Source organism: Amycolatopsis camponoti (genome assembly GCF_902497555.1).
GTDB classification, from domain to species: domain Bacteria; phylum Actinomycetota; class Actinomycetes; order Mycobacteriales; family Pseudonocardiaceae; genus Amycolatopsis; species Amycolatopsis camponoti.
Genome location: NZ_CABVGP010000001.1, coordinates 308252 through 333748, shown reverse-complemented (window position 1 = coordinate 333748; position 25497 = coordinate 308252). Strand labels below are relative to the sequence as shown.

23 protein-coding genes and 1 tRNA gene are annotated in these 25497 nt (G+C 70.6%); 7 read left to right on the top strand and 17 right to left on the bottom strand.

Annotated elements, in window-relative coordinates; genetic code table 11:
- Positions 1–7 precede the first annotated feature (7 nt).
- From AA23TX_RS01645 to AA23TX_RS01615, 7 genes are all read right to left on the bottom strand, one after another.
- Positions 8–1426, bottom strand: a complete 1419-nt coding sequence (locus AA23TX_RS01645; RefSeq protein ID WP_155540834.1) for a S1C family serine protease — start codon at positions 1424–1426, stop codon at positions 8–10.
- Between the two features lie 72 nt (positions 1427–1498).
- Complete coding sequence (gene galT / locus AA23TX_RS01640; protein WP_155540833.1) at positions 1499–2581, bottom strand: galactose-1-phosphate uridylyltransferase; 1083 nt, start codon at positions 2579–2581, stop codon at positions 1499–1501.
- Entirely contained in the window at positions 2578–3378 is an 801-nt protein-coding gene (locus AA23TX_RS01635) for a DeoR/GlpR family DNA-binding transcription regulator (RefSeq protein WP_155540832.1), read from the bottom strand. The genes galT and AA23TX_RS01635 overlap by 4 nt, the downstream gene beginning before the upstream one ends.
- A gap of 145 nt (positions 3379–3523) precedes the next feature.
- Complete coding sequence (locus AA23TX_RS01630) at positions 3524–4933, bottom strand: HAMP domain-containing sensor histidine kinase (RefSeq protein WP_155540831.1); 1410 nt, start codon at positions 4931–4933, stop codon at positions 3524–3526.
- Positions 4930–5622 (bottom strand): response regulator transcription factor, encoded by a 693-nt coding sequence (locus tag AA23TX_RS01625; RefSeq protein ID WP_155540830.1) that lies wholly within the window; start codon positions 5620–5622, stop codon positions 4930–4932. The genes AA23TX_RS01630 and AA23TX_RS01625 overlap by 4 nt, the downstream gene beginning before the upstream one ends.
- Before the next feature lie 67 nt (positions 5623–5689).
- Positions 5690–6298, bottom strand: a complete 609-nt coding sequence (locus tag AA23TX_RS01620) for a trimeric intracellular cation channel family protein (protein ID WP_155540829.1) — start codon at positions 6296–6298, stop codon at positions 5690–5692.
- A complete protein-coding gene (locus AA23TX_RS01615; protein ID WP_013230063.1) occupies positions 6299–6952 on the bottom strand; it encodes a response regulator in 654 nt (217 codons plus the stop codon). It lies immediately after the preceding gene.
- A 263-nt stretch (positions 6953–7215) separates the two neighbouring features.
- On the opposite strand from AA23TX_RS01615, the gene AA23TX_RS01610 reads away from it, so the two are divergent.
- A tRNA-Arg gene (locus AA23TX_RS01610) sits at positions 7216–7288 on the top strand.
- A 13-nt stretch (positions 7289–7301) separates the two neighbouring features.
- Here the strand turns inward: AA23TX_RS01610 and AA23TX_RS01605 are convergent.
- Genes AA23TX_RS01605 through AA23TX_RS01585 form a run of 5 tightly spaced genes read right to left on the bottom strand, consistent with a single transcriptional unit; the run spans position 7302 to position 10636 of the window.
- Complete coding sequence (locus AA23TX_RS01605; RefSeq protein WP_155540828.1) at positions 7302–7604, bottom strand: hypothetical protein; 303 nt, start codon at positions 7602–7604, stop codon at positions 7302–7304.
- Positions 7597–7962 (bottom strand): hypothetical protein, encoded by a 366-nt coding sequence (locus AA23TX_RS01600; protein WP_155540827.1) that lies wholly within the window; start codon positions 7960–7962, stop codon positions 7597–7599. The genes AA23TX_RS01605 and AA23TX_RS01600 overlap by 8 nt, the downstream gene beginning before the upstream one ends.
- A gap of 2 nt (positions 7963–7964) precedes the next feature.
- A complete protein-coding gene (locus tag AA23TX_RS01595) occupies positions 7965–9047 on the bottom strand; it encodes a hypothetical protein (RefSeq protein WP_155540826.1) in 1083 nt (360 codons plus the stop codon).
- Positions 9048–9088: 41 nt separating this feature from the next.
- The gene (locus tag AA23TX_RS01590) at positions 9089–9994 is read right to left on the bottom strand and encodes a hypothetical protein (protein WP_155540825.1); all 906 of its coding nucleotides are present in this window, start codon (positions 9992–9994) and stop codon (positions 9089–9091) included.
- 42 nt (positions 9995–10036) lie between these two features.
- Positions 10037–10636 (bottom strand): vWA domain-containing protein, encoded by a 600-nt coding sequence (locus AA23TX_RS01585; protein WP_155540824.1) that lies wholly within the window; start codon positions 10634–10636, stop codon positions 10037–10039.
- A 146-nt stretch (positions 10637–10782) separates the two neighbouring features.
- Here AA23TX_RS01585 and AA23TX_RS01580 point away from each other — a divergent pair, with 146 nt between their 5' ends.
- A complete protein-coding gene (locus AA23TX_RS01580; RefSeq protein ID WP_230862299.1) occupies positions 10783–13674 on the top strand; it encodes an AfsR/SARP family transcriptional regulator in 2892 nt (963 codons plus the stop codon).
- Between the two features lie 41 nt (positions 13675–13715).
- Here the strand turns inward: AA23TX_RS01580 and AA23TX_RS01575 are convergent, their stop codons facing one another.
- Positions 13716–13898, bottom strand: coding sequence for a hypothetical protein (locus AA23TX_RS01575; RefSeq protein WP_155540823.1), 183 nt, complete (start codon positions 13896–13898; stop codon positions 13716–13718).
- 85 nt (positions 13899–13983) lie between these two features.
- On the bottom strand, positions 13984–15228 hold the full coding sequence (locus tag AA23TX_RS01570; protein ID WP_155540822.1) for an MFS transporter: 1245 nt from the start codon (positions 15226–15228) through the stop codon (positions 13984–13986).
- Between the two features lie 83 nt (positions 15229–15311).
- Here AA23TX_RS01570 and AA23TX_RS01565 point away from each other — a divergent pair, with 83 nt between their 5' ends.
- Positions 15312–16142, top strand: a complete 831-nt coding sequence (locus AA23TX_RS01565) for a LysR family transcriptional regulator (protein WP_155540821.1) — start codon at positions 15312–15314, stop codon at positions 16140–16142.
- Here AA23TX_RS01565 and AA23TX_RS01560 read toward each other — a convergent pair.
- Together AA23TX_RS01560 and AA23TX_RS01555 are read right to left on the bottom strand one after the other, a co-directional pair.
- Positions 16132–17331: an amidohydrolase family protein gene (locus tag AA23TX_RS01560; RefSeq protein ID WP_155540820.1), complete on the bottom strand. Its 1200-nt coding sequence runs from the start codon at positions 17329–17331 to the stop codon at positions 16132–16134. The genes AA23TX_RS01565 and AA23TX_RS01560 overlap by 11 nt on opposite strands.
- Positions 17332–17341: 10 nt before the next feature.
- A complete protein-coding gene (locus AA23TX_RS01555; protein WP_155540819.1) occupies positions 17342–17857 on the bottom strand; it encodes a GlcG/HbpS family heme-binding protein in 516 nt (171 codons plus the stop codon).
- 158 nt (positions 17858–18015) lie between these two features.
- Between AA23TX_RS01555 and AA23TX_RS01550 the strand changes: the two genes are divergently transcribed.
- Both AA23TX_RS01550 and AA23TX_RS01545 read left to right on the top strand, forming a co-directional pair.
- A complete protein-coding gene (locus AA23TX_RS01550) occupies positions 18016–19119 on the top strand; it encodes a sensor histidine kinase (RefSeq protein ID WP_230862298.1) in 1104 nt (367 codons plus the stop codon).
- Complete coding sequence (locus tag AA23TX_RS01545) at positions 19116–19739, top strand: response regulator (RefSeq protein WP_155540817.1); 624 nt, start codon at positions 19116–19118, stop codon at positions 19737–19739. The genes AA23TX_RS01550 and AA23TX_RS01545 overlap by 4 nt, the downstream gene beginning before the upstream one ends.
- Here the strand turns inward: AA23TX_RS01545 and AA23TX_RS01540 are convergent, their stop codons facing one another.
- On the bottom strand, positions 19740–20735 hold the full coding sequence (locus tag AA23TX_RS01540) for an aldo/keto reductase (protein WP_155540816.1): 996 nt from the start codon (positions 20733–20735) through the stop codon (positions 19740–19742).
- Positions 20736–20781: 46 nt separating this feature from the next.
- Here AA23TX_RS01540 and pdxR point away from each other — a divergent pair, with 46 nt between their 5' ends.
- Both pdxR and AA23TX_RS01530 read left to right on the top strand, forming a co-directional pair.
- Complete coding sequence (gene pdxR, locus AA23TX_RS01535; RefSeq protein WP_230862297.1) at positions 20782–22098, top strand: MocR-like pyridoxine biosynthesis transcription factor PdxR; 1317 nt, start codon at positions 20782–20784, stop codon at positions 22096–22098.
- Positions 22099–22201: 103 nt separating this feature from the next.
- A complete protein-coding gene (locus tag AA23TX_RS01530; RefSeq protein ID WP_155540814.1) occupies positions 22202–25447 on the top strand; it encodes a GH92 family glycosyl hydrolase in 3246 nt (1081 codons plus the stop codon).
- The last annotated feature ends 50 nt before the right edge of the window (positions 25448–25497 follow it).

Here is a 25497-nt window from a genome sequence, read left to right as displayed (position 1 = left end):
GGTGGGATCAGTTGGCCGGGACGGGCTGTCCGCCGAGCGTCACCTCGACCGTGCGGCCGTCGGAGAGGGTGAACGTCGCCTTCTCGTCCGGGGCGCGGGTGCGGATCGCGGCGACCAGCGTGTCGGACGTGTCGATGTTCCGGTCGTCGATCTTCGTCACGATGTCGCCGGACTTGAGGCCGGCCTTCTCCGCCGGGCTGCCGGCGGTGATGGCACCGAGCTTCGCGCCGCCCTGCGGGGCGTCCGTGACCTGCGCGCCGATGTAGGTCTGCACCGCCTGGCCGGTCTTGATGATCGTGTCCGCGGTGCGGCGGGCCTGGTCGATCGGGATGGCGAAGCCGATGCCGACGTTGCCGCTCTCGGAGCCGCCCTGGCCCTGGCCGCCGGACGCCGACTGCGGGCTGTAGATCGCCGAGTTGATGCCGATGACCTGGCCGGACATGTTGGCCAGCGGACCGCCCGAGTTGCCCGGGTTGATCGCGGCGTCGGTCTGGACGGCGTCCATCACCGTCTCCTGGCCGCCCTGGCCGCCGCCCGCCCGCACCGGCCGGTGCAGCGAGCTGACGATGCCCGAGGTGACCGTGCCGGCCAGCTCGAACGGCGAGCCGATGGCGACCACCGACTGGCCGACCCGCAGATCGTCGGACCGGCCGATCTCCACGGGGGTCAGGTTGGCGACGCCGTCGACCTTGACGACCGCGATGTCGGTCGTCGGGTCGCGGCCGACGACCTTGGCGGCGGACTTCTTGCCGTCCTGGAACACGGCCTGGATCTGCCCGCCGTTCGCGGCGACCTCGACGACATGGTTGTTGGTCAGGATGTAGCCGTCGGTGCTGATGACGAACCCGGAGCCCTCGCCGGCCCCCTGCTGCCCGCTCACCTGCAGCTCGACGACGCTCGGCGACAGCTTCTGCGCGACCGCCTCGACCGAGCCGGCGGGCGCGTTGCCCGTCTGCTGGGCCGGCTTCGGCGCGTCGAGCGCGTTGCTCCCCGGGCCGCTGGACGAGCCGCCGGTGAGGTACCCGACCGCCCCGCCCGCGATGCCGCCGACGAGCAGCGCGACCAGCGCGACGCCGGCGAGCAGCTTGCCGCCGGATCGCTTGGGCTGCGCGGGCGGCGCCGGCGGCGCGCCGTAGACGGACGTGCCGGGCTGCCCGTACGGGCTGGGGTTCGGGTAGACGCTCTGCTGGGTCTGACCCGACGCGGACCAGGGGTTCGAGTTCGGCGCCCCGTAGGACGGATCGGCCCCGGTCACCGCGTGGTAGGACGGCTCCGGCGACGAGTACTGCGGCGTGCCGCCGGACTCGGGCGTGGCGGCCTGGTCACCGTACGGGCTCCCCGCCCAACCGCCCTGAGCCGCCTGCTGGCCGGTCTCGGGGTGCCGCGGCGCGGCGGGGTCGTGCGCAGTGGGGTCGTTCTCGGTCATGTCATCACCTTGCGGGACGGTCCTGAGAGGTTCCTGAGCCGAACCTGTGCATCGGAGATGAGTATGGCCGGATCAGCCCGCCGCGCGGAGCTTTTCCGCGATCTGCTCCGGCGTCGCGTCGTTGACCCACACCGCCATGCCCGATTCGGACCCCGCCAGGTACTTCAGCTTGTCCTTGGCGCGCAACACGGAGAACAGTTCCAGGTGGAGCCAGCCGAGCTCGCGGTCGCGACGCACCGGCGCCTGGTGCCACGCCGCGATGTACGGCAGCGGCCGGTCGTACAGCGCGTCACACCGGCGCAGGACGTCCAGGTAGACCTCGGCGAAGTCGTCGCGCTCGGCGTCCGTCAGGGCCGGGATGTCCGGAACCTGCCGGTGTGGCACCACGTGCACCTCGATCGGCCAGCGCGCGGCCGGGGGCACGTACGCCGTCCAGTGCTCGCCGGACGCCACCACGCGCGCCCCGGACTTCCGCTCGGCGGCCAGCACGTCACCGAGCACCGGGCGGCCGTGTTCGGCCTGGTAGGCGCGGGCGACGTCGAGCATCCGCCTGGTCTTGGGCGTGACGAACGGGTAGCCGTAGATCTGCCCGTGCGGGTGCGACAGCGTGACGCCGATTTCCTCGCCGCGGTTCTCGAACGGGAAGACCTGTTCGACACCGGGCACTTCGGACAGCGCGGCGGTGCGGTCCGCCCACGCGTCCACCACGGCCCGCACCTGCTTCGGGCTCAGCCGCGAGAAAGCGCCGTCGTGGTCGCTGGTGAAGCAGACGACCTCGCAGCGTCCACGGCCGGGCCGCACCTGCACCAGCCCAAGACCATCCACAGTGGACGGCTCGCCGATGACATCTTCGGCGAAGGAAGGAAAGCGGTTCTCGAAGACGACGACGTCGTAGTCGCTTTCGGGGATTTCGCTCGGTTTCCCGGGCTTGCTCGGGCACAGCGGGCAGAGGTCCGCCGGCGGCTTGTAGGTCCGCGTCTGCCGGTGCGCGGCCATCGCGACCCACTCGCCGGTCAGCGGGTCCAGCCGGATCTCCGACGCGGCCGAAACCGGCGGCAGGTCGCGGGTGTCCTCGGCGACGCGGTCGGGCGCGCCGGGCTGGTCGAAGTAGATGATCTCCCGGCCGTCGGCCAGGTGTCGTACCGTGCGCTTCACGCTTCTTCGGCCTCGACTGTCTCCGCCGTTTCGGCGATCATGAGTTCCGTTGCCCTTTCGGCGAGTATTTCCTTGGCGTCGTCGGGAATTCCGTCATCGGTGACGACGACGTCGGCCTCGTCCAGGTCGGCGATCGTGGAGATCCCGACGGTGCCCCACTTGGTGTGGTCGGCGAGCACGACGAGCTTGCGCCCGGCCTCGACCAGCGCGCGGTCGGTCTCGCTCTCGGTGAGGTTGGGCGTCGTGAACCCCGGCCCCTCGGCCATCCCGTGCACGCCGAGGAAGACGACGTCGAGGTGCAGCGACCGCAGGCTGTGCACGGCGACCGGCCCGACCAGCGCGTCCGACGGCGTCCGCACCCCGCCGGTGAGCACGACGGTGCGGTCCGGCTGCGTCGACCCGCGGAGCACGTCGGCGACCTGGATCGAGTTGGTCACGATGGTGAGCCCCGGGATCGCGTCGAGCGCGCGGGCGAGCGTCCAGGTGGTGGTGCCGGCGGAGATGCCGATCGCGGTGCCGGGCCGCACGAGCGTCGCGGCGAGCTCGGCGATGGCCTCCTTCTGCGCCCGCTGGCGCACGGATTTGGCCTCGAAGCCGGGTTCGTCGGTGCTCTTGCCGACGATCGAAGTGGCGCCGCCATAGACCTTCTCGACAAGCCCTCGCCCGGCCAAGACGTCCAGATCGCGGCGCACCGTCATGTCGGAGACACCCAGCCTGGTCACGAGGTCACTGACCCGGACCGCACCCGTCCGGCGTGCCTCTTCCAGGATCACCGCCTGTCGCTGACGCGCCAGCACCGCTCAACTCCGTCCCCGTCACACCCCAACCACACAAAATCCTACACGATTCAACACAGGATCCGCAGGGTCGACCTGGGTGAACTTCGAATGACCAGGTCACGGAGCAGGCGTAGCGGGCGCGGGCGAACAACACCACGACGAATCAGCCAGGCGCCCCCGGCAGCCGGATCGTCATCAGCGCGCCGCCCTCGGGCGCCCGCGCCGCGTACACCGCGCCGCCGTGCCGTTCGGCCGCGTGCTTCACGATCGCCAGGCCGAGGCCCGAACCGGGCAGCGTCCGCGCTTCCGACGAGCGGTAGAAGCGGTCGAACACCTTGGGCAGGTCCTCCTCGGCGATGCCCGGGCCCTCGTCGGCGACCTCGACCACGGCGGTGCCGTCGCCGAGCGGGTACAGCCGCACCCAGACCGTCGCGTCCGCCGGGGAGAACTTCACCGCGTTGTCCAGCAGGTTCAGCACCGCGCGTTCGATCGAGCTGTTGTCGCCGGTGAGCACCCACGGCTGCAGCGAGACGTCGAAGTTGATCTCGCCCGCGCGGCGGCGCGCCCGGTCGAGCGCTCGCTCCACGACGTCCAGCAGCTCGACGCGCTCGAAGCGTTCGCGGGGCTCGTCCTGGCGCGCGAGCTCGACGAGGTCGCCGATGAGCTGCGTCAACTCGTCGAGCTGGCCGCTGATGTCCGCGACGATGTCGACGCGGTCCTCGTCCGGCAGCGGTGGCGCGCCCGGCTTGCTCGCGGCGAGCAGCAGCTCGAGGTTGGTGCGCAGCGACGTCAACGGCGTCCGCAGCTCGTGGCCGGCGTCCGCGACCAGCTGGCGCTGGCGTTCCTGCGAGTCCGCGACCGTGCCGAGCATGGTGTTGAAGCTGGTGGTGAGGCGCGCGAGCTCGTCGTCGCCACTGACCGGGATCGGCCGCAGGTCGCCGGTCTTGGCGACGCGCTCGGCGGCCGACGTCAGCCGGTCGACCGGGCGCAGACCGGTGCGCGCGACCGCGGTGCCCGCCGCGGCGGCGACCAGGATGCCGGCGCCGCCGATCAGGAACAGCACCAGCGCGAGTTCGTTCAGCGTGCGCTTGGTCGGCGCCATCGACTGCGCGAGCACGATGGCCTCGCCGTGCCCGGTGGGCAGCGCGACCACGCGGCTGTCCGTGCGGAAGTCCGTCCGCAACGACTCCGCCGAGTCGCCGTTCGCGACGGCCAGCTCGTCCTGCCCGAACGGCGGCGGCGAGCTCGAGAGCGGGTAGGTCATCACGGCGTGCTGGACGTCGGGCGCGGCGTTGAGCTGCCCGATCTGCAGGTCGGCGCTGGCCAGGAACGCGCCCGGCACCTGCCGCAGCTCGGTCTGCACCTGCGGCGACGCGACGGCCGCCTGGGCGCGCGCCATGAGGCCGTCGTCCAGCTGCTGGTAGAGGTTGTTGCTCACGACCATGTACGCGCCGAGCGACACCAGCGCGACGGCGCCGGCGACACAGGCGGCGGCCAGCAGCGTCACCCGGCCGCGCAGCGAGAACCGGCGCGTCCCCCAGCGCGTGCCGCGGGGATCGCCGGGCTCGGTCACGGCGGGGTTTCCCTCAGGACGTAGCCCACTCCCCGCACCGTGTGGATCAGCCTCGGCTCCCCCTCGGCTTCCGTCTTGCGGCGCAAGTAGCCGACGTAGACCTCCAGCGCGTTGCCCGACGTCGGGAAGTCGTAACCCCATACTTCCTCCAGTATCCGGCCCCGCGTGAGGACGTGCTTCGGGTAGGAAAGGAACAGTTCCAGCAGCGCGAACTCGGTCCGGGTCAGGCTGATCTCGCGGCCGTCGCGGCGGACCTCGCGCGTGCCCGGGTCGAGCGTCAGGTCGGCGAAGGACAGCATCTCCGATGCCTGGCCGTTCTGGGCGTCCGGGGTGGCGCGGCGCAGCAGCGCCCGCAGCCGGGCGAGCAGCTCTTCCAGCGCGAACGGCTTCGGCAGGTAGTCGTCGGCGCCGGCGTCCAGCCCGGACACGCGGTCGGAGACGGTGTCGCGCGCGGTGAGCACGAGGATCGGCAGGTCGTCGCCGGTGCTGCGCAGGCGGCGGGCCACCTCGAGGCCGTCGAGGCGGGGCATCATGACGTCGAGGACCATGGCGTCCGGACGGTCGGCGATGATCGCTTCCAGGGCTTGCGCACCGTCGCTGGCCAGCTGGACCTGGTAACCGTTGAACTCCAGGGACCGCCGGAGCGACTCACGGACGGCGCGGTCGTCGTCCACCACAAGGATGCGCATGGCGACAGTTTTACTCAGCGTGCTGAGACTCGCCTAAGAACACACACAGAACTAACAAAAAGAATCCTCACTCCGGTGCGCGCGCGACCGGAGCGTTCCAGTGCCGCCAGAGCGCGATCATCCTGATCGCGACGACCACGGCAGCCGCGATGACGGTCACCGGCCCCTCCGGCAGTCGCACAGCGTGACCGACCACGACGAGCGCCGAGCCGGCCAACGCGGCGACGGCGTAGATCTCTTTCCGCAGGACGAGGGGGATTTCCCGGAGTAGGAGATCCCGGACGGCCCCGCCGCCGATGCCGGTGGTCATGCCGATCAGGCACGCGGCGTAGACGGTCGCGCCGGCGTTCAGCGCGATGGTCGTCCCGGCGGTGGCGAAGACGCCGAGGCCGAGCGCGTCGGCGAGCAGCACACCGCGTCGCAGCCGCGCGACCTGCGGGTGGAAGGCGAAGACGACCAGGGCGGTCGCCGCGCAGACGGCGAGGTAGGGCCAGTTCCGCAAGGTCGTGGGCGGGTGGATGCCGAGCAGGACGTCCCGGATGACCCCGCCACCGAGCGCGGTGGTGAGCCCGACGACGACCACGCCGAAGACGTCGAGCCGCGCCCGCACGGCGGCGAGCGCCCCGGACGCCGCGAAGGCGACGAGCCCGAGGAACTCCAGCGCCGTGAGCAGCATCTACTGGTCGAGAAGTCCACCGCGGTAGGCCAGCAAAGCGGCCTGCACCCGGTTGGCCGCCCCGATCTTGGAGAGCACGGCGGAGACGTACCCCTTGACGGTGGCTTCGGACAGGTGCAGGCGGCCGCCGATCTCGGCGTTGCTCAGTCCCTGCCCGATGAGCGCGACGACCTCGCGTTCGCGTTCGGACAGTGAGGCGAGCAGCTTCCGGGCCGGCTGAGCAGCGCGTTGTTCGTCCCGGTGGGACTGGACCATCCGCGCGGCAACCCCCGGGTCCAGGACGGCCCCACCGCGGCTCAGGTCCCGGACGGCCCTCAGCAGAGCGGCGGGATCGATGTCCTTGAGGAGGAAGCCGTTGGCGCCGAGCCGCAGCGCGAGGCTGACGTACTCGTCGATGTCGAAGGTGGTCAGCATGGCCACGGTGGGCGGATCGGGAAGGGCGAGAATGGCCCTGAGGGCGCGAATGCCGTCGTCAGGAGCCCGCATCTTGATGTCGAGCAAGGCGACGTCGGGGTGGTACCGCCGGGCAACTTCCACTGCGGATCTGCCATCGGAGGCCTCGCCCACGATCTCGATGTCCTGAGCCCCGGACATCATCGCGCGCAACCCCGAGCGCACCAGTTCCTCGTCGTCGGCGAACATGAGCTTGATCAACGAAGCCCTCCGCAACAGCCAGTAGGAGGCGGCTCCCCGCGTCCCGTTAACGAAGGTTACCTACTGTTGTTCAGCAGTTCGAAACCAGACACGACCAGGTGACCGGCTGGTCCGTCCAGGTCAGGCGCGGTGGACCGCCCGGCAGGGTGTATCCGCCATGTGGGAGACCGGTGAGAACCACTCACCTGGGTGACGCCGTAGGTCGTACCGCCCCAGGTGCTCGACCACCCTTCGGCAGGCTAAGCTTGCGACGGCAGTAGCAGGCCCTCGTAGCTCAGGGGATAGAGCACCGCTCTCCTAAAGCGGGTGTCGCAGGTTCGAATCCTGCCGGGGGCACCTTCGGGTCGCGTCAAGCGCGGGCCAGGCGTAAGGCGACGTCGAGCATTACTCCTGAGCCAACGACGAACACCAGCGTCACCACTGCGAGCAGCACGGTTTCGCCGCGGCGACTCGCGTTGCGCAGGCGGTGGTTCGCGGCCAGTGCCACCGCGGCCGCGACTACGGGCAGCGTCCAAGACCAATGGGGATAGCGGACGATGCCCCAAATGGCGAAACCGGCGAAGACGAGGCTCAGTAGCCAAACGCCGAAATACGCCTTGCGCAAGATGGCGTCGGTGTCGAACAACGGTGATTCGTTTCGCGGGTCAGCCATCGAGCCAGTCCACCTCGGAGAAATCCTCGTCGTCGACGGAGTCTTGCCGTCTTCTGCGGGACGGCGCGGGCTTGTCGTCGGATGCCAGCTGTGACAACGCATTCCGCCCTGCTTCGGCTTGCGCGTCCTTCTCGGACTCGGACAGGTTGCCGTACCACTCGGTGAAGCCGGATGTGCTTCCGGCCAGCAAGTCGGCGTACGACGTCGAGCTCAACACTCCGCGCGGGGTCACGTTGCCGGCCAGGAGCTCGCGGGCCAGCTCGGCCGCCGCCGGGTTGGTTGTGTTGGCCGCCAGCTTCGTCAGGAGTGTGTGACGGGCGCGGTTCTTCACCGGGTCCGGGGAGAATTCCTGGGACACGCTCAAACTCCGGGGTGGTCGTAGCCGGCCGGCAGAGGGTGGGCTTCGAAGTTGCCGCCCGAACCGATGATGTCGAGGACACCGCCGTGGATGAGACGAACTGTGTTCTGCACGTTCATCAGCAGGTTTGTCATCTGCTTCCAGCCGTCGACGACGTTCTTGCACTCCAGCGCGGCCAGGCTCCAAAGAACCGCTGGACCGACGACCGTTTCGGCGAGGACACCGCCCGCCGCGAGCTCGATCGCGCCCCAGAAGATGCTGTCGAAGATGTCCTGGATGACGTCGTTGATCGTTTCGGAGAACTCCCACACGCCCTGAGCCGCTTCGCGGTACTTGTCGCGCAAGGCGCCGAGACCCTCCGCGTAGCCGTTCACGGTGTCGGTCAGCCCGCTGAAGTACTGGAACGCTTCGTTGGCCGCGTTGCCGGTCCAGCTCGTCAAGAGGACGGTGATGTTCGTCTTCAGGTCCTGAGCGAGATCAGCGGCAAAGAAGGACAGTGAGTTCAGTGCGTCCGACGCCTTGGCGAACTGTTCCCAATCGCCGGCCACCCAGTTCGAAAACTCCTCGACCGGATTGACCTGGATGGTGGCGTCCAGGAACTGCTGCGCCCAGTAGCCCGCGCTGATCAGGTTTCCCAGGTCGTTGACGAGCTGGATCGGATTGCTGAAGTCGGCGGCCTGCGGAGGCTTCAGCCGTTCCGCCGGAAAAGCGGTCTGCCGGACGACCTGCGTGCTGGTGTCCGCGGGCAAGCCCGGCACCGACGGCATCTGCGGCGGACGTCCGGGATCGGGATACGTCTGGTCCAGCCGCTCGGCTGAACCCGCGTCGACACGGTCGTACATCTGGCGGGCGCGATCGAGTTCGGCGCTGCTCGCCTCGCACACCGAGGCCAGGGCTGTCAGCGCTTTGACGATTTGGCCCTTGGCCTGCTCGTGGCTGCCGACCAGTTCGGCGATCAACCCGGGTTGCGCGCCGATCTGCAGGTTCGTCTCGGCGAAGCCCTCCGCGACCTTGGTGTCGTCGTGGTGGTTTCGCACGATGCCGCCGTACGAACCGATCTGGAAGGTGTCCACCATGAAGCCCACGCGAGCAGTATGCCCAGGACCAAGCCGCCGGACTGCCCGGTTCACTCGTCCGTGCCGCGCCAGCGGGCTCCGTACGCCAGGCCAGGCATCAGGCCACGGAATCGCAGGTGGACCTCCCCCGATGAATCCACTCGCGTCGGGCGGCCTCGATACCCCGGATCCGATACGTCCCTCTGGAACGCCCCGTCCAATGCCCAGACCTCGGGAGACGGGAGCCGACCGAAGCGGACCCGCAAGTCGAACGAATCGCACGGCTGACGCGGCACCGTGACCATGTACGGCCGCAACGACGGCGGCCGGAACAAGATCGCCACCTCCCACGACTCACCCCGCGTCAAGGGGCGGGGCAGCTCCAGCCCGTATCCCCAGCGGGTCGACGTCTCCATCCCGCGGTCCACCAATGTCCCGCCGTAGAGAACAGTGGCCGACGGGCGTCCGGCGGGGAGCGACACCGCCAGATCGATAGAGCGGAGCCCGTCCTGGTCGGCCACGATCCGGCGCTGCTCGAGAACCAACAGCTGGTCCAACACAAGAGCGATCGACAACGACGACGTGTGCCAGTCCCCAGAAACAGCCGGCGGCGACGAAGACGCCGAAGCCAGCTCCGCCAGCAAGTCGATCGCCTCGTCCACACGCCGCCGGACCGTTCGAGGATCGCGATCCAGACGGTTCGCTGCCCAGCGGACTCTTTCCTGGTACAGCGGCTGGCGGGCCTCCGCGCAGATCGCGAAAGCCGCCAGCGCCGCCACTCGCAGGTCCTCCGGGAGGTCCGCCGCCAGGCCCGTCAAACGATCCGACACCTTCTCGCGGATCGCCACCATCCCGTCCTCCGCCGAGACCGCGCACGCCGAACGAAGACACGGCCCCACCCGGTCCTCGACGCGACCCGCCAGGCCACGACCCTTGCGCAGCGTTTTCAGCTCCTGGACCAGCTCAGAACGCCCCACGGTTGCTCTCCTTCAGTGCGTCTCCATGGCCAGCACCCCCTTCTAGGACAGCGTGCGGCCGGGCGGTGGACCGGAAGTGGACAGAACGTGCATCACCGAGGCGATCAGCGCCGTCCCCAGGCGGACGCCATCGCGGCTCAGGTACGTGCGGAACGTGCCGATGCGGCCCAGCGCCTGCTCGTCCGCGTCGCCCACCCCGAACGCCACCACCCGGGGGCGGCGCGCCCAAGCCGGGTCGCACAACGACGAGAACGCCGACGGCCAGGTCACCGGATCCGTCGGCTGGCCGTCCGACAGGAAGAACACCAACGGCCGGTGGACCCGCACCCGGTGTGTCTCCAGGAGCCGGACGTCCACGTCGATGACCGAGCGCAGGAACGTGAACACCGGTCCGAAGTTGGTGCCCGCGCACGGGCTTGGCGGCGGCAGTTCGGCGACCTCGGCCGCGAGGTACAGCCCGTGGACCGCCGACGGCTCCTCCCCGAAGCCGATCACACTGCACAGGACCCGGTCGGCGACCGACGCGTCGGCGTGGACCGCCCCCCGGAACTCGCGTAGTCCCTTGTTCAGCTCCTCGATGTGGTCGGCCATCGAAAGCGAGATGTCGCACGCGACGTAACACGGCAACACGTCGGACCCCATACCGGTTTCTCCTTCACCCCTGATTCGACCGGCGGAGTCTGGCAACTCGGTGTGTATCGAACGTGCAAGAAATGCGGATTACCGAAACTCCAACGGCCGATTGCGCGACACAACCGGGGAAAGCAAGCTGACGCCGGGGAGGCCGCGTGGAGTTTCGGATGCTCGGCCCGCTGGAGGCGTGGCACAACGGCGTGCCGGTGCAGCTGGGTGACCAGCAGCAACGGTTCGTTCTCGTCGTGCTGCTCCTGAACGCCAACAAGCCGGTGTCGAGCGCCCGCCTCGCCGAGATCGTCTGGGCCGACCGCGAAGCCAAGCCCACCCTGATCCGCGGTTACATCAAGCGGCTGCGCGACGTCGGCGTCGGCATCGAGACCACGCCGACCGGCTATCTCCTGCGTGTCGGCGACGACCAGCTCGACACCGTCCGGTTCGCCCGGTTGCGCGCCCAGGCCGGCCGGAGCGACGACCCGCGCCGGAAGATCGAGCTGCTGCGGGAAGCCGTCGGCCTGTGGCGGGGGCGGTTCCTCGAGGACATCGACATCGACCGCGTCGGCGGGCCCGAGGTCGGGTTCCCGGAGGAGAGCCTGCCCGACGCCGTCGGCGACCTCGCCGAGCTGGAGCTCGACACCGGCGACCACCGCTCGGCGCGCGACCGGCTGCGGCCGCTCTTCCGGTCCGATCCCGCCAGCCAGAAGCACGCCGGTTTCCTCATGCGCGCCCTGCTCGCCGGGGGTGACCAGGTCGGCGCGCTGCGCGTCTTCAGCAGCACCCGCGACGCGCTCGCCGAGCTGCGCATGGAGCCCGGCCCGGTGCTGCGCAACCTCGCCGCGCGCGCCGAACACGGCGAACCGCCCAGCTCGCTGCCCTCCCGCCCCGGCGGGTTCACCGGCCGCGCCGCCGAGATCGCCGCGATCGAGACGGCCGCCGCGGCCGGGCGCCGCGCCGTCTGGGTCAGCGGCGCGCCGGGCGTCGGCAAGACCGGCCTCGCCGTCGAAGCGGCGCACCGGCTGCGTGACCGCTTCCCCGACGGCCAGCTCCTCGCCCGCCTGAACGGGTTCACCCCGGGCGTCCCCGAGACCAGCGTCGGCGACGCGCTCACCGAGCTGCTGGTCGAGCTCGGCGTGCCGGCCGAGCAGATCCCGGCCACCGTCGGCCGGAAGGTCACGCTCTACCAGACGACGTTGTGGGGTACGCGCACGCTGGTCGTACTGGACAACGCCGCGTCGCCGGAGCAGATCCGGCCGTTGCTGCCCGAGGCCGACGGCTGTCTCGCCGTCGTCACCAGCCGGCGGATGGGTGACGTGGGCGAGCCCGTCCGGCTGTCACCGCTGCCGCCGGACGAAGCGACCGAGCTGTTCCACGCGCTGACCGATCCGTCGCGGGTGCGCGGCCGGGCGGCCGAGGTGGCGCTGATCGTCAAGCGGTGCGGGTTCCTGCCGATGCCGATCCGGGTGGCCGCCGCGCTGTTCCGGCGGCACGACCGGTGGCCGCTGGAGCACCTGCTCCTCCTGCTCGAAGAGAACGGCCCCTGGGGCGAGGAAGACGGCATCGCCGCCGTCCGCGTGTCCTTCCAGCAGCTCGGCGAACCGCAGCGAGCCCTGTTCCGGCTGCTCGGCAGTCTGCCCGGGCCGGACGTCGACGTCGTCGGCGGCGCGGCGCTGGCCGGCTGCGACGTCGCCGAGGCCCGGCTGCTGCTCGACGACCTGCACGAGGTCAGCCTGCTGGAGGAGGCCGCGCCGGAGCGGTACCAGATGCTGGACCCGCTCAAGGAGTTCGCCGCCGTCGAACCGGCGCCCGGGCCGGCCCTGGTGCGGCTGCTCGACTTCTACCTCGTCACGCTGGCGGCCGCGGTCGGCGCCGCGTACCCGTTCGACCGGGCGCAGCTGCCCGCGTCCGACCGGTCGTGCGCGGTGACCCCGGACTTCGCCGACGCCGGCGCGGGCCTGCGGTGGATCACCGCCGAGCGCGACAACCTCGTGGCCGCGATCCGGTACGCCGCGCGGCACGACCTGCCCGAGCACACGTGGCGGCTGGCGGTGCTGCTGTGGCGCTACTTCAACACGACGAACCAGTTCGAGGACTGGATCGGCACCCTCGAACTCGCTTGGGAGACCGTCGCGGCCGATCCGGGCAACGACTACGGCCAGGCGCACGTGCTGCTGCGGCTGGCCACCGCGCACGACCGGCGCGGGCAGCTCGCCGAGGCCCTGGAGCTGGCCGCGAAGGCGCTGCCGAAGTGGCGCCGGCTCGGTGACAAGCGAGGCGAAGCGGCGACGTTGTGCGCGCTCGCGATCCCGACGATGGAGCTGGGCAAGCACGAGCAGGCGATGGCCCACCTCGAGGTCGCGTTGACGAAGTACGAGCAGAGCGAGGACCTGCGCGGCCAGGCCCACGCGCTGAGCATGCTCGGTTATCTGAACGAGCAGCGCGGCCACCTCGACGTCGCGCTGCGCCAGCATTCGGCGGCCGCGCGGATGCTGCGCGAAGTCGGCCACGTCCAGGGTGTGGCGCACACGCTGAACAACCTCGGTTCCGTGCAGGAGAACCTGGGTCTGCGTTCGGAAGCGTTGGCCAGTTACACGGAGGCGCACGCGCACGCCGCCGAGGTCGGGGATCACTGCGTCGAGGCCTACGCGCTGAACAACATCGGCAACGTTCACCGGCAGCAGGGCCGGCTCGCACAGGCCGTGCGCTACCACGACAAGGCGCGTGAGGTGGCGGCGAACGTGCCGGACGCCGACCTGCGCACGCAGTTGTACCTCGACCGCGGCGCGACGGCGCTTGCTCGCGGCGCGCGGCGGGACGCTTTGACGGCGTGCAAGGCGGCTTTGGACTTGGCTGACGGCAGCGGAAACCGCGCTTACCAGGCGCGCGCTCATCGCGGTGTCGCCGAAACGCTCCACGCGATGGGTGAGCATTCCGGGGCTGCCACGCATTGGGCTGCCGCCGAAACCGGATTCGACGCGCTTGATCTGCCGGAAGCCGGGGACGTGCGAGAGGAACGCGCGGCGCTGGAATGCGCCTGTGGCGCGCGGTGACGCATTCCGGGCCGGCCGGGGTGCGGCCGGCCCGGGGCGTGTCAACCGTGCCAGGGGTTGCCGTTGGTGCCCGCGGGCGGCGGGCCGGTGGTGGTGGGCGGCGGGGGCGTGCCGCCGTCGCCGTCCGCGAACGCCGCGGTGGAGCCGATCAGCGGCGCCGCCGCGATGATGCAGAGCGCCACGACGGGGCCGCCGATTCTGGCCAGCTTCTTGGGCATGGACATGACGAATCCTCCAAAGGAATGGTGGTTTTCAGGGATTCCGGAGGATTTCCGGGCCCTGCAACCAGGATTCGTCAGGCGGGATGCGTCAACAAGGCGTTTCCTGTTGCCTGCGGGAATAGGAAACAGGAAACAGGAAAGCGCCGGCGAGCAGGACGATCGCCGCGACGATCAGGGCAGTCGTGGCGGTCGAGAACGCACCCAAGATCGCCACGCCCAAGACCGCGCCCGTCTGGCGGGACGCGTTCAGTGCTCCGCCCGCGACGCCGGTCAGCTCCGGTGGCGCCGATCCCACCACCGCCGTCAGCAGTGAGGGGATCGTCAGGGATACACCGAAACCCAGCAATGCCAGCGCTATTACCGACCAGGACGTGAATGCCTGCAGGAGCGTGCCCGCCGACATCAGGACGAAACCCGATATCGCCGGGATGCGCGGGCCGATTCGGGCCACCAGACGGCCCGTGAAGATCGGGTTGAACGCCGTCGGGATCGTCAATGGCAGGAATGCCAGACCTGTCGATGACGGTGAATAGCCGCGCGTCTCCTGGAAGTACAGCGACAGCACGAACAGCACGCCCGACAAGGCGAAGTTCACGATCGCGCCGGCCAGGAGGTTCCGGGAAAGCAGGGAAACCGGCAGCATCGCGCCCGGGCGGCGTTGGGATGCCACGAACGCCGCGGCCGCGATCATCGGCAACGGCAGCAGCCAAAAGTTGCCCTCGACCAGCGCGTACGTCAATGTCGATAAAGCGACTACGGCCGTTACCTGGCCGAACAGGTCGACTCGTCGCGGCTTGGGCGGCGTCGCGGGGGCCGAGCGGGACAGCGCCAGTGCCACCAGCGCCACCGGGACGTTCACCACGAAGATCGCGCGCCAGCCGAACGCCTGGGTCAGGAGGCCGCCCAGGAGCGGGCCCGCCACCAGGCCCGTTCCGCTCACCGCCGCCCACACGCCCATCGCCTTCGCCCGGGCGGCCGCGGATGGGTAAGCCGAAGCGATCAGGGACAGCGATGACGGCACCAGCAACGCACCCGCGACTCCGAGCAACGCGCGGAGGGCGATCAACACGGCCGGCGAGAATGCGAAGGCCGACACCAACGACAACGCAGCGAACGACGTCAGGCCCGTGAAGAACACCCGGCGCGCGCCGAAGCGGTCCGATAACGCGCCGGCCGTCAACAGGAACGCCGCGAACGTGAGTGTGTAGCCGTTCGAAATCCATTGCTGGTCGGACAACGAAGACGACAGCGCGGGGAGCGCCACCGTCACGATCGTCGTGTCCAGCATGACCAGGAAGTAGCCCAGCGAGAGGCCGGTGAGGAGTCTTGCCACAAACGGAAGCCTGGACTCTCCGTGACATCGATGGAAGCAGGCAGTTACGATGGTTGGTATCGGGAACGCCGATGGGGGTCCTCATGGAACTGCGTCACCTGCGCACCTTCCGCGTCGTCGCGCGGACGCTCAACCTCACCCACGCCGCCGCCGAGCTGCACTACGCGCAGTCCAGCGTCAGCGAACAGATCCAGGCCCTCGAAGCCGAGCTCGGCGCCAAGCTCTTCGACCGGACGAGCCGGACACTCACCGCCGCCGGGAAACGCCTGTCCGGGTACGCCGACCAGGTGCTCGAACTCGTCGAAGAAGCCAAGGCCGCCGTCGACGACGAACGCGGCGAGCCCGACGGCGACCTGACCATCGGCGCGCTCGAAACCCTGTGCGCGCACTGGGTTCCCGGCATCCTCAGCGACTACCGGACGCGGTGGCCGGGCGTCAAGCTGACGCTGAAGGAAGGCGGCCGCGGCGAGCTGTACCACGGGGTCCGGGAGTCCGAAATGGACGTCTGCTTCACCTTCGGCGACGCGCCGGGCGAGCCCACCTTCGCCAGCCGGAAGATCGGCGAGGTACCGCTCGTCGTCATCGTCCCGCCTGGGCACCCGTTGGCGAGCAAGGAAAAAGCCGTACCCGGAGATCTTCGCGGGGTCGGGTTCCTGGCGACGCCGAAGGGGTGCGGCTTCCGGGAAATGCTGGACCGGCTCGACGGACCCGTCATCGACACCGAGGTGGGCAGCCTCGCCGCCCTCGGGCGGTGCGTCGCCGCCGGGATGGGCTGCGGGATCGTGCCCGCCCTGGTCGACCACCCCGGCGCCGTCGCCGTTCCGCTCGCCGGCGAGACCACCGACGTCACCCTGACGTGGCGACGGCGCGACGAACACAAACCCAGTATCGCCGCGCTGCTCGCTAGCGCTTGACCACGGACAAGCCGTCCGCCACCACGACTCCGTCGTGGACGACTGTCCGATCGCGACCGCGGTCCATCACCGCGCTGGTCGGCGTTTCGCCGTCGACCAAGACCAGGTCCGCTCGATCGCCGACCGCCAGGCCGGGGCGATCGGAAACGCCGGCCAGGCGCGGGACGTCGTGGCTCATGATCGACGCGCCGCCCATCGTCGCCACCGCCAGCGCCAGCTCGATGTGCGCGTCCTGGCGGAAGCCGCGGGTGAACGCCAGCTGCCACGTCCGGTCGAGCAGGTCGCAGTTGCCGTACGGGCTCCAGTAGTCCCGCTGGCCGTCCTCGCCGAGTCCGATGCGGACACCCGAAGCAACCAAGTCCAAAAGGGACAGTTGACCGGCGGCAGAAGGCGCCACCGTGGTCATCGCAATGTCCAGCGCGGCGAAGTCGTCGATCACCCGGCGGCTCACCGACTCGGAGATCGAGCCCAGGTCGTACGCGTGGGACATCGTCACCTTGCCCCGCATGTCCAGCGCGCGGACGCGCTCGATCACCAGGTCCGTCGAGAACAGGCCGAGGTGTCCCGGCTCGTGCAGGTGGATGTCGATCTCCGCCTGGTGCTTCTCCGCCAGGCCGAACACCGCGTCCAGGTGTCCTTTCGGATCGCGGTCCAGCGTGCACGGGTCGATGCCGCCGATCACCGTCGCGCCGGAGCGCATCGCCGCGTCCAGGACGTCCAGCGTGCCCGGTTCACGCAGGATGCCGGCCTGCGCGAACGCCATCACCTGCACCTCGGCCTGGTCGGCGAACTTCTCCCGCGCCGCCAGGACGGCGTCGAGCTTCTCCAGCTCGCAGTCGACGTCGACCTGCGCGTAGCTGCGGACGCGCGTGGTGCCGTGCGCGATCATCCGCTCGAGGGTCCCGGCCACCCGTTCCGGCAGCGGGACCTCCGCCGTGCGCCAGTTCTCGCGGTCGTTCGTCATCATCGCCACCACGCCGGGCCCGCCGGTGTGCGGCCGGAACGGCAGCCCGATCCGCGTCGAGTCGAGGTGCACGTGGACGTCGCTGAACGCCGGGAACAGCAGCCGCCCGCGGCCTTCGACGGTCGCCGGCCCAGGCGAGTGCGGGCGGACCGCCGCGATCCGGTCACCCCGCACCTCGACGTCACTTCGCGCACCGCCCCACGGGCGGACATCATTGATCACCACAGAGGACACGCTACTTGCCCAGCGCGTCCACACCGGCCTGCGCGAACGCCTCGTCCTGCGCACCGGACGGCGCCCCGGCGACACCCACCGCGGCGATCGGGACGGAGCCCGCGGTCACCGGGACCGCGCCGGCCAGGAACAAGGTGCCGTCGATGTCCTTCAGCGTCGGGGTCTGCTGCAGGCGGCCGACCAGTTCGGACGTCTTCGCGTTCCACGACACCGCAGTGAACGCCTTTTCCTGGGCGGAGCTGTAGGACTGCGGGCCGGCGCCGTCGCCGCGCAGGGTCAGGATGGTGTTGCCGTCGCGGTCCACGACGGCGACCGACACGTGCTGACCGGCCTTGCCCGCGGCGTCCAAAGCGGCCTGGGCGGCCTTCGAAGCGGCGGCGATCGACAGGTGCGACGTCTGGATGACGCCCTTGGGCGCGGCCGGGGCCGCGGTGGCGGACACAGCGCCGACGGTCGTGGCACCGACGGCGGCGAGCCCGGCGACAGCGGCGGCGATGCGGGTGCGGGTCGAGATCATGGTCTGCTCCTCGGGTTCCGGAAGTGCGATGACTCCAGCTTCACCCCGCCGCGGGCACGATCCGGTCGTCGTCCCGGCCGACAACCGGGTCATCCGATCGGCTGATGCGCGGCCCTTCCGCCGGGCTGAGGCTGGTCTCGGACGAGGAAGGAGCCAGCATGGACGGCATGACCGGAGCCGACGCCGACACGAGGTGGCTCGCCGTGGTCATGCACTCGGCGTTCTTCCTGCTGGTGCTCGCCTCGGCGGTCCGCTTCCTGACGCGCCACGACGGCAACCCGCTGACCCCCTGGGTGATCGCGTTCACCGCCGCGCTGGTCCTCGCGTACGGCGCGGGCCTGGTCTTCCGGCCGAGCAGCTTGCTCTGGCTGACCGTGGTCCTCGCGCTCTGGGTCGTGCTGGTGGTGCTCGCCCCCAGCTTCGCCTGGTCGGCCATCCCGCTGTTCGTCACCGGCCTGCGCACGCTGCCGACCGGGCAGGCCCTCGCCCTGGTCACCGTGATCACGGTGCTGGTGGTCGTCTCGCAGAACCGGCTGGCCGACGGCTTCGACCCGAACCTGACCATCGTGCCGATCGCCATCGCGGCGGTCACCGCCGCGGTCATCACCTACATGCGACGCCAGGCCGAGCGGCTGCGCGAGTCCGAGCGACGCGCCGGCGTGCTGGCCGAGCGGCACCGCGTGTCCCGGGAGCTCCACGACGCGCTCGCGCAGGGCTTGTCCAGCCAGGCGATGCTGCTGCAGGCCGCCGACCTGGCCTGGGACCAGCCCGATCTCGCGCGCGAACACGTGCGTGCTGCCCAGCGCATCGGCGCGGGCAACCTGTCGGAGGCACGCCGGCTCGTCCAGGACCTCGCTCCCGCCGATCTCGTCGACGCCACGCTCGAAGAAGCGCTGCGCGCGGTGGCCGGCCGGGCCGGGCTGCCCGTCGACGTCCGCATCGACGGCGCCGAGCGGCCGCTGCCCGAGCGCGTCCAGTCCACTGTGGTCCGGATCGCCCAGGGCGCGCTGGCCAACGCGCGCGAACACGCCGACGCCGGCCGCGTCGTCCTCACCCTCACCTACCTCGACGACCAGGTCGTCCTCGACGTCGCCGACGACGGGCGCGGTTTCCTCGAATCCGCGCCCGAGGGCGAGCGGGGCCACGGGCTGCCGGCCATGCGCGTCCGGGCTCAGCAGCTCGGTGGCAGGCTGACCGTGGAGTCCGCGCCCGGCCAGGGCACGGTGATTTCGGCCGCGATCCCCTGGGAGACCGTTCGATGACCATTCGCGTGCTGGTCTGCGACGATCACGCCGTCGTGCGCGCCGGCCTGCGCGCCCTGCTGGCGGGTGCGGACGGCATCGAGGTCATCGGGGAGGCGGCGAGCGGCGAGGAAGCCGTCGCGACCGCCGCCGCCACGCACCCCGACGTCGTCCTCATGGACATCCAGCTCGGTGCCGGGATCGACGGGATCGAGGCGACGCGGCGGATCCGGAGCACCCCCAGCGCGCCCCGGATCCTGGTACTGACGACCTACGACACCGACGCCGACATCAGCCGGGCCATCGCCGCCGGCGCCACCGGGTACCTCCTCAAAGCCGGGTCCGCCAACGAGCTGTACGCGGCGATCGAGGCGGCCGCGGCCGGGCGCACCGCGGTGTCCCCGCCGGTCGCCGACCGGATGATGGCCCAGCTGCGCGCCCCGCGGCCCACGCTGACCGACCGCGAAGGCGACATCCTCCGCCAGCTGGCCCAGGGGCTGGGCAACAAGGAGATCGCCCGCGCGCTGTTCATCAGCGAGGCGACGGTCAAGACCCACCTGGGCCGGATCTACGGCAAGCTCGGCGTCGACACCCGGGCCGGCGCGGTCGCGGTGGCCAAGGAACAGCGGCTGCTGGACTGATCACGCGTTGTCCAACAGGGACAGGTGCTCGTCCGGCAGCGCCAAGGTGAACGCCGGCGCGATCGACTCGTAGTGTTCCCAGGTCCGCGGGCCGATCAGCGGGAGCACGCCCCGGTGGAGCAACCACGCCAACGCCACCTGGTTGCCGGACGCGCCCAGCGCCGAAGCCACCTTCGCCACCGCCGCCAGCCGCGTTTCCGAGGCCGGGCCCGCATACGCACGCCAGATCTGCGTCGACTCGCGGTAGGCCGCGTCGTCGTAGATTCCGCGCAGCAGCGACGAATACGCGGCCAGCGAGACGTCCGGGTGCAGCGACAGCCAGTCCAGCAGCTCGCCGCCCGCGATCGAGGGGACGTCCGGGCCGCTCGGGCGCAGGTACGAGTGCTGGACCTGCACCGCCACCGGGGGCGCCCAGCCGTTGGCCAGCGCCAGGGACCGGATGCGGTCCAGGCGCCACGTCCGGACGTTGCTCCAGCCCGTGTAGCGGATCTTGCCCGACCGGACCAGACCGTCCAATGCGGACAGCGTCTCCTCCAGTGGTTCGCGGCGGAGGTCGACGTGGACGTAGTAGAGGTCGATGTGGTCGGTTCCCAAGCGCCGCAGGCTTTCCTCCACCTCGCGCCGGATCACCGCGGCGCTCGCGCCTTCGTAGGTGCGCTCTCGCGCCTCCCAGTCCGTCGTGCCGTCCGCACGGACGGCAGCGCGGGCCGCGGGGAGGTCCGTGGGCTGCGCCGAGACTTTCGTCGCCAGGAAAACCCGGTCGCGGCGCCCCTTCAAGAGGCGGCCGAGGAGGGCTTCGCTTTCGCCGCCGGCGCACGACGGGCCCGCCCACCACGCGTAGCAGTTCGCCGTGTCCAGGAAGTCGCCGCCCGCGTCGAGGTACGCGTCCAGGATGCGGGCCGATGTCGGCTCGTCCGTCGACGTGCCCATCGTCATGCAGCCCAGCGACACCTGGCTCACCCACTGGCCGGTCCGGCCCAGTTCCACCTTCTTCATGCGACGAACCTACGACCGAATCGGTCCGGTACTACAGTCCAATGGTGTGGCCGGATCACAGACCAATTGGGGCGTTCTGCTGGACCTGAGCGGTCCGGGGCCGAAGCACGAACAGCTCGCGCGCGCCCTGCGCCGGGCGATCCGCGGTCTCGACGACGGCGTCTCCGTCCCGCCGAGCCGGCAGCTCGCGGCCGACCTCGGGTGCTCGCGGTGGGTCGTCACGCAGGCCTACGCCCAGCTCGTCGCCGAGGGCTATCTCGACGGGCGCGCCGGCTCGGCCACTCGCGTGCGGCGGGTCGGGGACGCCGTCACGGCCAAGCCGCCGGCCCTGCCGGCGCCACCGCGGTACGACCTCGCGCCCGGACTCCCCGACCTGCGGCACTTCCCGCGGCAACGCTGGGCGGACGCCGTGCGCGGGGTGCTCGCGACCGTGCCGCACACCGACTTCGGACTCCCCGACCGAGACGGTCATCCCCGGCTCCGCAAGACCCTCGCCGGCTATCTGCGGCGGGTCCGCGGCGCCGAAACCGACGACGTCGTGATCTGCGGGGGCGTCACCGACGGCGTGACCCGCGTCTGCCGTGCCCTTCAGGCGAACGGCGTCACGCGGCTGGCCGTCGAAGATCCCGGTTGGACACGACTCCGGCGCGCCGCCGCGGCGACCGGGATGGCGATCGATCCGGTGCCGGTCGACGACGAGGGCGTCGACGTCGGACGGATCCCGCGCGGGACGCGGGCCGTGCTCGTCACGCCGGCGCACCAGTTCCCCACCGGCAGCGTCCTCTCGCCCCGGCGGCGCGCCGAACTCCTCGCCTGGGCGCGGGAGGTCGACGGCCTGATCCTCGAAGACGATTACGACGCCGAGTTCCGCTACGACCGGCGGCCCGTCGGCACGGTGCAGGGCACCGATCCGGGGCGGGTCGCGCTCTTCGGTTCGGTCAGCAAGACGCTCAGCCCCGCGCTCGGCCTCGGCTGGGTCGCGCTCCCTCCACAATGGACTCTTCCGGGACACGCGCCGCCGGTGGTCGACCAGCTCGCGCTCGCCGGGTTCGTCGACAGCGGCGGCTACGACCGGCACCTCCGGGCCGCGCGGCTGCGGTACCGCGCCCGGCGCGACCGGCTCGTCGAGGCGCTCGGGCCCGGGCGGCTTTCCGGGGTGGCGGCCGGGCTGCACCTCCTCCTGCACCTGGACCGGGACGCGGCCGAAGTGACGAAGAGGGCGCGCGCCAAGGGCGTGAAGGTGGCCGATCTCGACGACTACCGTGAGGCTCCCGGCGAGCCCGCGCTCGTCCTCGGCTACGGCAACCTGGCCGACAACGCTGTCGGTGACGCCGTCCGGTTACTGCGCGAAGCGGCCGGTTGAGGTCTTCTCAAACGCCCATCGAGGTGGAAAGCTGCTGACCGAACGACGGGCCTGACCAAAGGTCCGGTTCTGACAACGTTGTCATCTCCTGAGAGGTGCGCCCATGTGGTCGCAGAGCAGACGGCTGGCCGCCGCGGTGGCCGTGGGGGTGGTCGTCACCGGGCTGGCGCCGGCCGTGGCGGAAGCCGCCCCGCCGAGCGCGGATCCGGTGAGCCTGGTCAACCCCTTCGTCGGCACGCAGAACTTCGGCAACACGTTCCCCGGCGCGAGCGCGCCGTTCGGAATGGTGCAGGTCAGCCCGGACACCGGCGGTCAGGGCGGCTACGACTACCTGCAGAACGCGATCTACGGCTTCAGCCAGACGCACCTGTCCGGCGTCGGCTGCGGCGTGATGGGCGAGCTGCCGATCATGCCCACCACCGGCGCCGTCGACAACGTTGACAAGAACGCGTACAGGTCCGAGTACAGCCACGACGACGAGCACGCCGAGCCCGGCTACTACCGCGTCGGCCTCAAGAAGTACGGCGTGAACGCCGAGCTGACCGCGACCGCGCGCACCGGCTGGCAGCGCTACACCTTCCCCTCGACCGGGCAGGCGAACGTCCTGTTCAACACCGGCCAGGCCAACCAGTCGGTGAAGGACTCCGAGATCCACGTCGTCGGCGACCGCACCCTCGAAGGCCGCGTCCGCGCCGGCGGGTTCTGCGCCGGCCACGACGAGCACACCGTCTACTTCACCGCCACCTTCGACCGGCCCTTCAGCTCGTACGGCACCTGGCGCGACTCGACGCGCACGCCGGGCAGCCGCGACGCCGCGGGCACCGGCGGCAACGGCGCCTGGGCCAGCTTCGACGCGAGCACCGACCACGACGTCGTGCTCAAGGTCGGCCTGTCCTACACCGGGCTCGACGGCGCGCGGAAGAACCTGGCGGCGGAGACTTCGAACTTCGACTTCGACGCCACGAAGACCGCGCTGCACCAGCAGTGGGCCGACCGGCTCGGCGCCATCAAGATCGGCGGCGGCACGACCGAACGGCAGACGGCGTTCTACACCGCGCTCTACCACGCGCAGCTGCACCCGAACCTGGCCGGCGACACCGACGGCGCGTACACCGGCTTCGACGGCAAGGTGCACACCGCGAGCGGGTACACGCCGTACCAGAACTTCTCGCTCTGGGACACCTACCGGCCGCAGAACCAGCTGCTCGAAATGCTCGAACCGCAGGTCGCGCGGGACGTCGCGCTGTCGGTCGTGGCCATCGGCCGGGACGGCGGGTGGCTGCCGCGCTGGGCGCTGGCCGAGAGCGAAACCAACATCATGACCGGCGACCCGGTGACGCCGTTCCTCGTCGAAGCGTGGTCGAAAGGCCTGCTCGCCGGGCACGAAGAAGAGGCGTACGCGCTGCTCAAGAAGAACGCGACGAGCACGCCGCCCGCCGACTCGCCGTACAACGGGCGTTCCGGCGTCGACTACTACAACGACCGCGGGTACATCCCGAGCGGCTTGGAGCTGGGCAAGGACTGCGCGGCCAAGGGCGGCGACAACGACTGCGAGCACCCGGCGTCCGCGACCATGGAGTACTCGGCGGCCGACGCGGCGCTCGCGCTGATGGCGAAAGGCCTGAACCACCAGGCCGACGCACGGATGTTCGCCGACCGCGGCCAGTGGTACCGCAATTTGTGGGACTCGACCACGCAGCAGTTCCGCCCGCGCACCACCGAGGGCACGTTCCTCACGCCGTACAACCCGGTCGACGCCGACCACCAGTTCCACGAAGGCGGCGCGTACCAGTACCAGTGGCTCGTGCCGCAGGACCCGGCCGGGCTCGTCTCGCTGATGGGCGGCAAGCCCGCGACGCAGAAGCGGCTCGACTCGTTCTTCGCCTACGACAAGCTTTTGCGGGATCCGGCGGGCACCGCGCGCAACGACTGGATCGCCAGTCCGTACGACTACTACGGCAAGCCGACGTACAACCCGAACAACGAGCCCGACCTGCTCGCGCCGTACATGTACAACTGGGTCGGCGCGCCGGCGAAGACCGCGACCGTCGTCCGCGCGGCGATGACGCTGTTCACCACCGGCCCGGACGGCATGACCGGCAACGACGACCTCGGCACGATGTCCGCGTGGTACGTCTTCTCCTCGCTCGGGCTGTACCCGACGATGAGCGGCGCGAACTTCCTCGCGGTGTCGAGCCCGCAGTTCGAGTCGGCGACCGTCCGGATCGGACAGTACGGCCGGTCGCAGGGTGGCACGCTGACCGTGAACGCGCCGGGGGCTTCCGACGCGAACCGGTACGTCCAGAGCGTGTCGCTCAACGGCCGGGACGTCCGGCAGACGTCCCTCGATTGGTCTTCCCTGGCGCACGGTGGCGTCTTGAACCACAAGCTCGGGTCGAAGCCTTCCTCGTGGGGGACATCCGCCAGTGCCGAGCCGCCGTCGGTGAACAACGCCGTCGGTGACCTGCGGCGGCACGTCGACGCGTCGCTGCGGCAGTCGTCCGTGGTGATCCCGGCGGGGACGGCGCAGCAGGTGCACCTCGACCTGGACGTCCTCGCGCAGAACCCGGCCCTGCAGCCGGTGACCGTCTCCGTCACCGGGCCGGCCGGGTGGAAGACGAAGGTCCAGCCGGTCGACCTGATCTGGTCGGGACGGCTGCCGGTGCAGAAGACGGTGCCGATCACGGTGACCGTCCCGGCGGGGACCGCGCCCGGGACGTACGCGGTGCAGGTCAAGGTGTCCGGGCTGGGCGCGAACAGCGTGTCCCGGTCGGCGACGGTCGAGGTCCGGACGCCGTCGGCGTGTGCTTCGCCGGGTTCGCAGTGCGCGGTCGACCTGGGCCGCGACTACAACCACGACGGCACGGCGACGGTCGAGGCGTCCACGGAGGGCAACTTCGACGGCGGCGGCTGGAGCTACGACGCTTCGCTGCTGCCCGCGGCCGGCCCGGTGACCTGGGACGGCGTGACGTACGCGGCTCCGAACGCTTCGGGGACTTCGCCCAACTTCGTGGAAGCCCGTGGGCAGTCACTGCTGCTCCCGGCGGGTCAGCACGGCGCGCTGCGGCTCGTCGGGTCGTCGCACAACGGCCCGGTGTCGACAACCCTGACGGCGCACTACACCGACGGCACGAGCGCCGACCTCGCCGTGACGTTCGCCGACTGGGCGGGCTCGGGGTCATCGGTCGTGCTCGACATGCCGCACCGCATCAAGGCGGGCAGCGGAGTCGACGGGCCGCCGGTCCGGCTGTTCGGGGTATCGGCGACCTTGGACAGCGGGAAGACGCTGCAGTCGGTGAGCCTGCCGAACGATCCGCGGGTCGAGATCTACGCGCTCACCCTGGTCTGAGCGGTGCGAAGGCCCCCTTGCCGGCTCAAGTTGCCGGCGAGGGGGCCTTC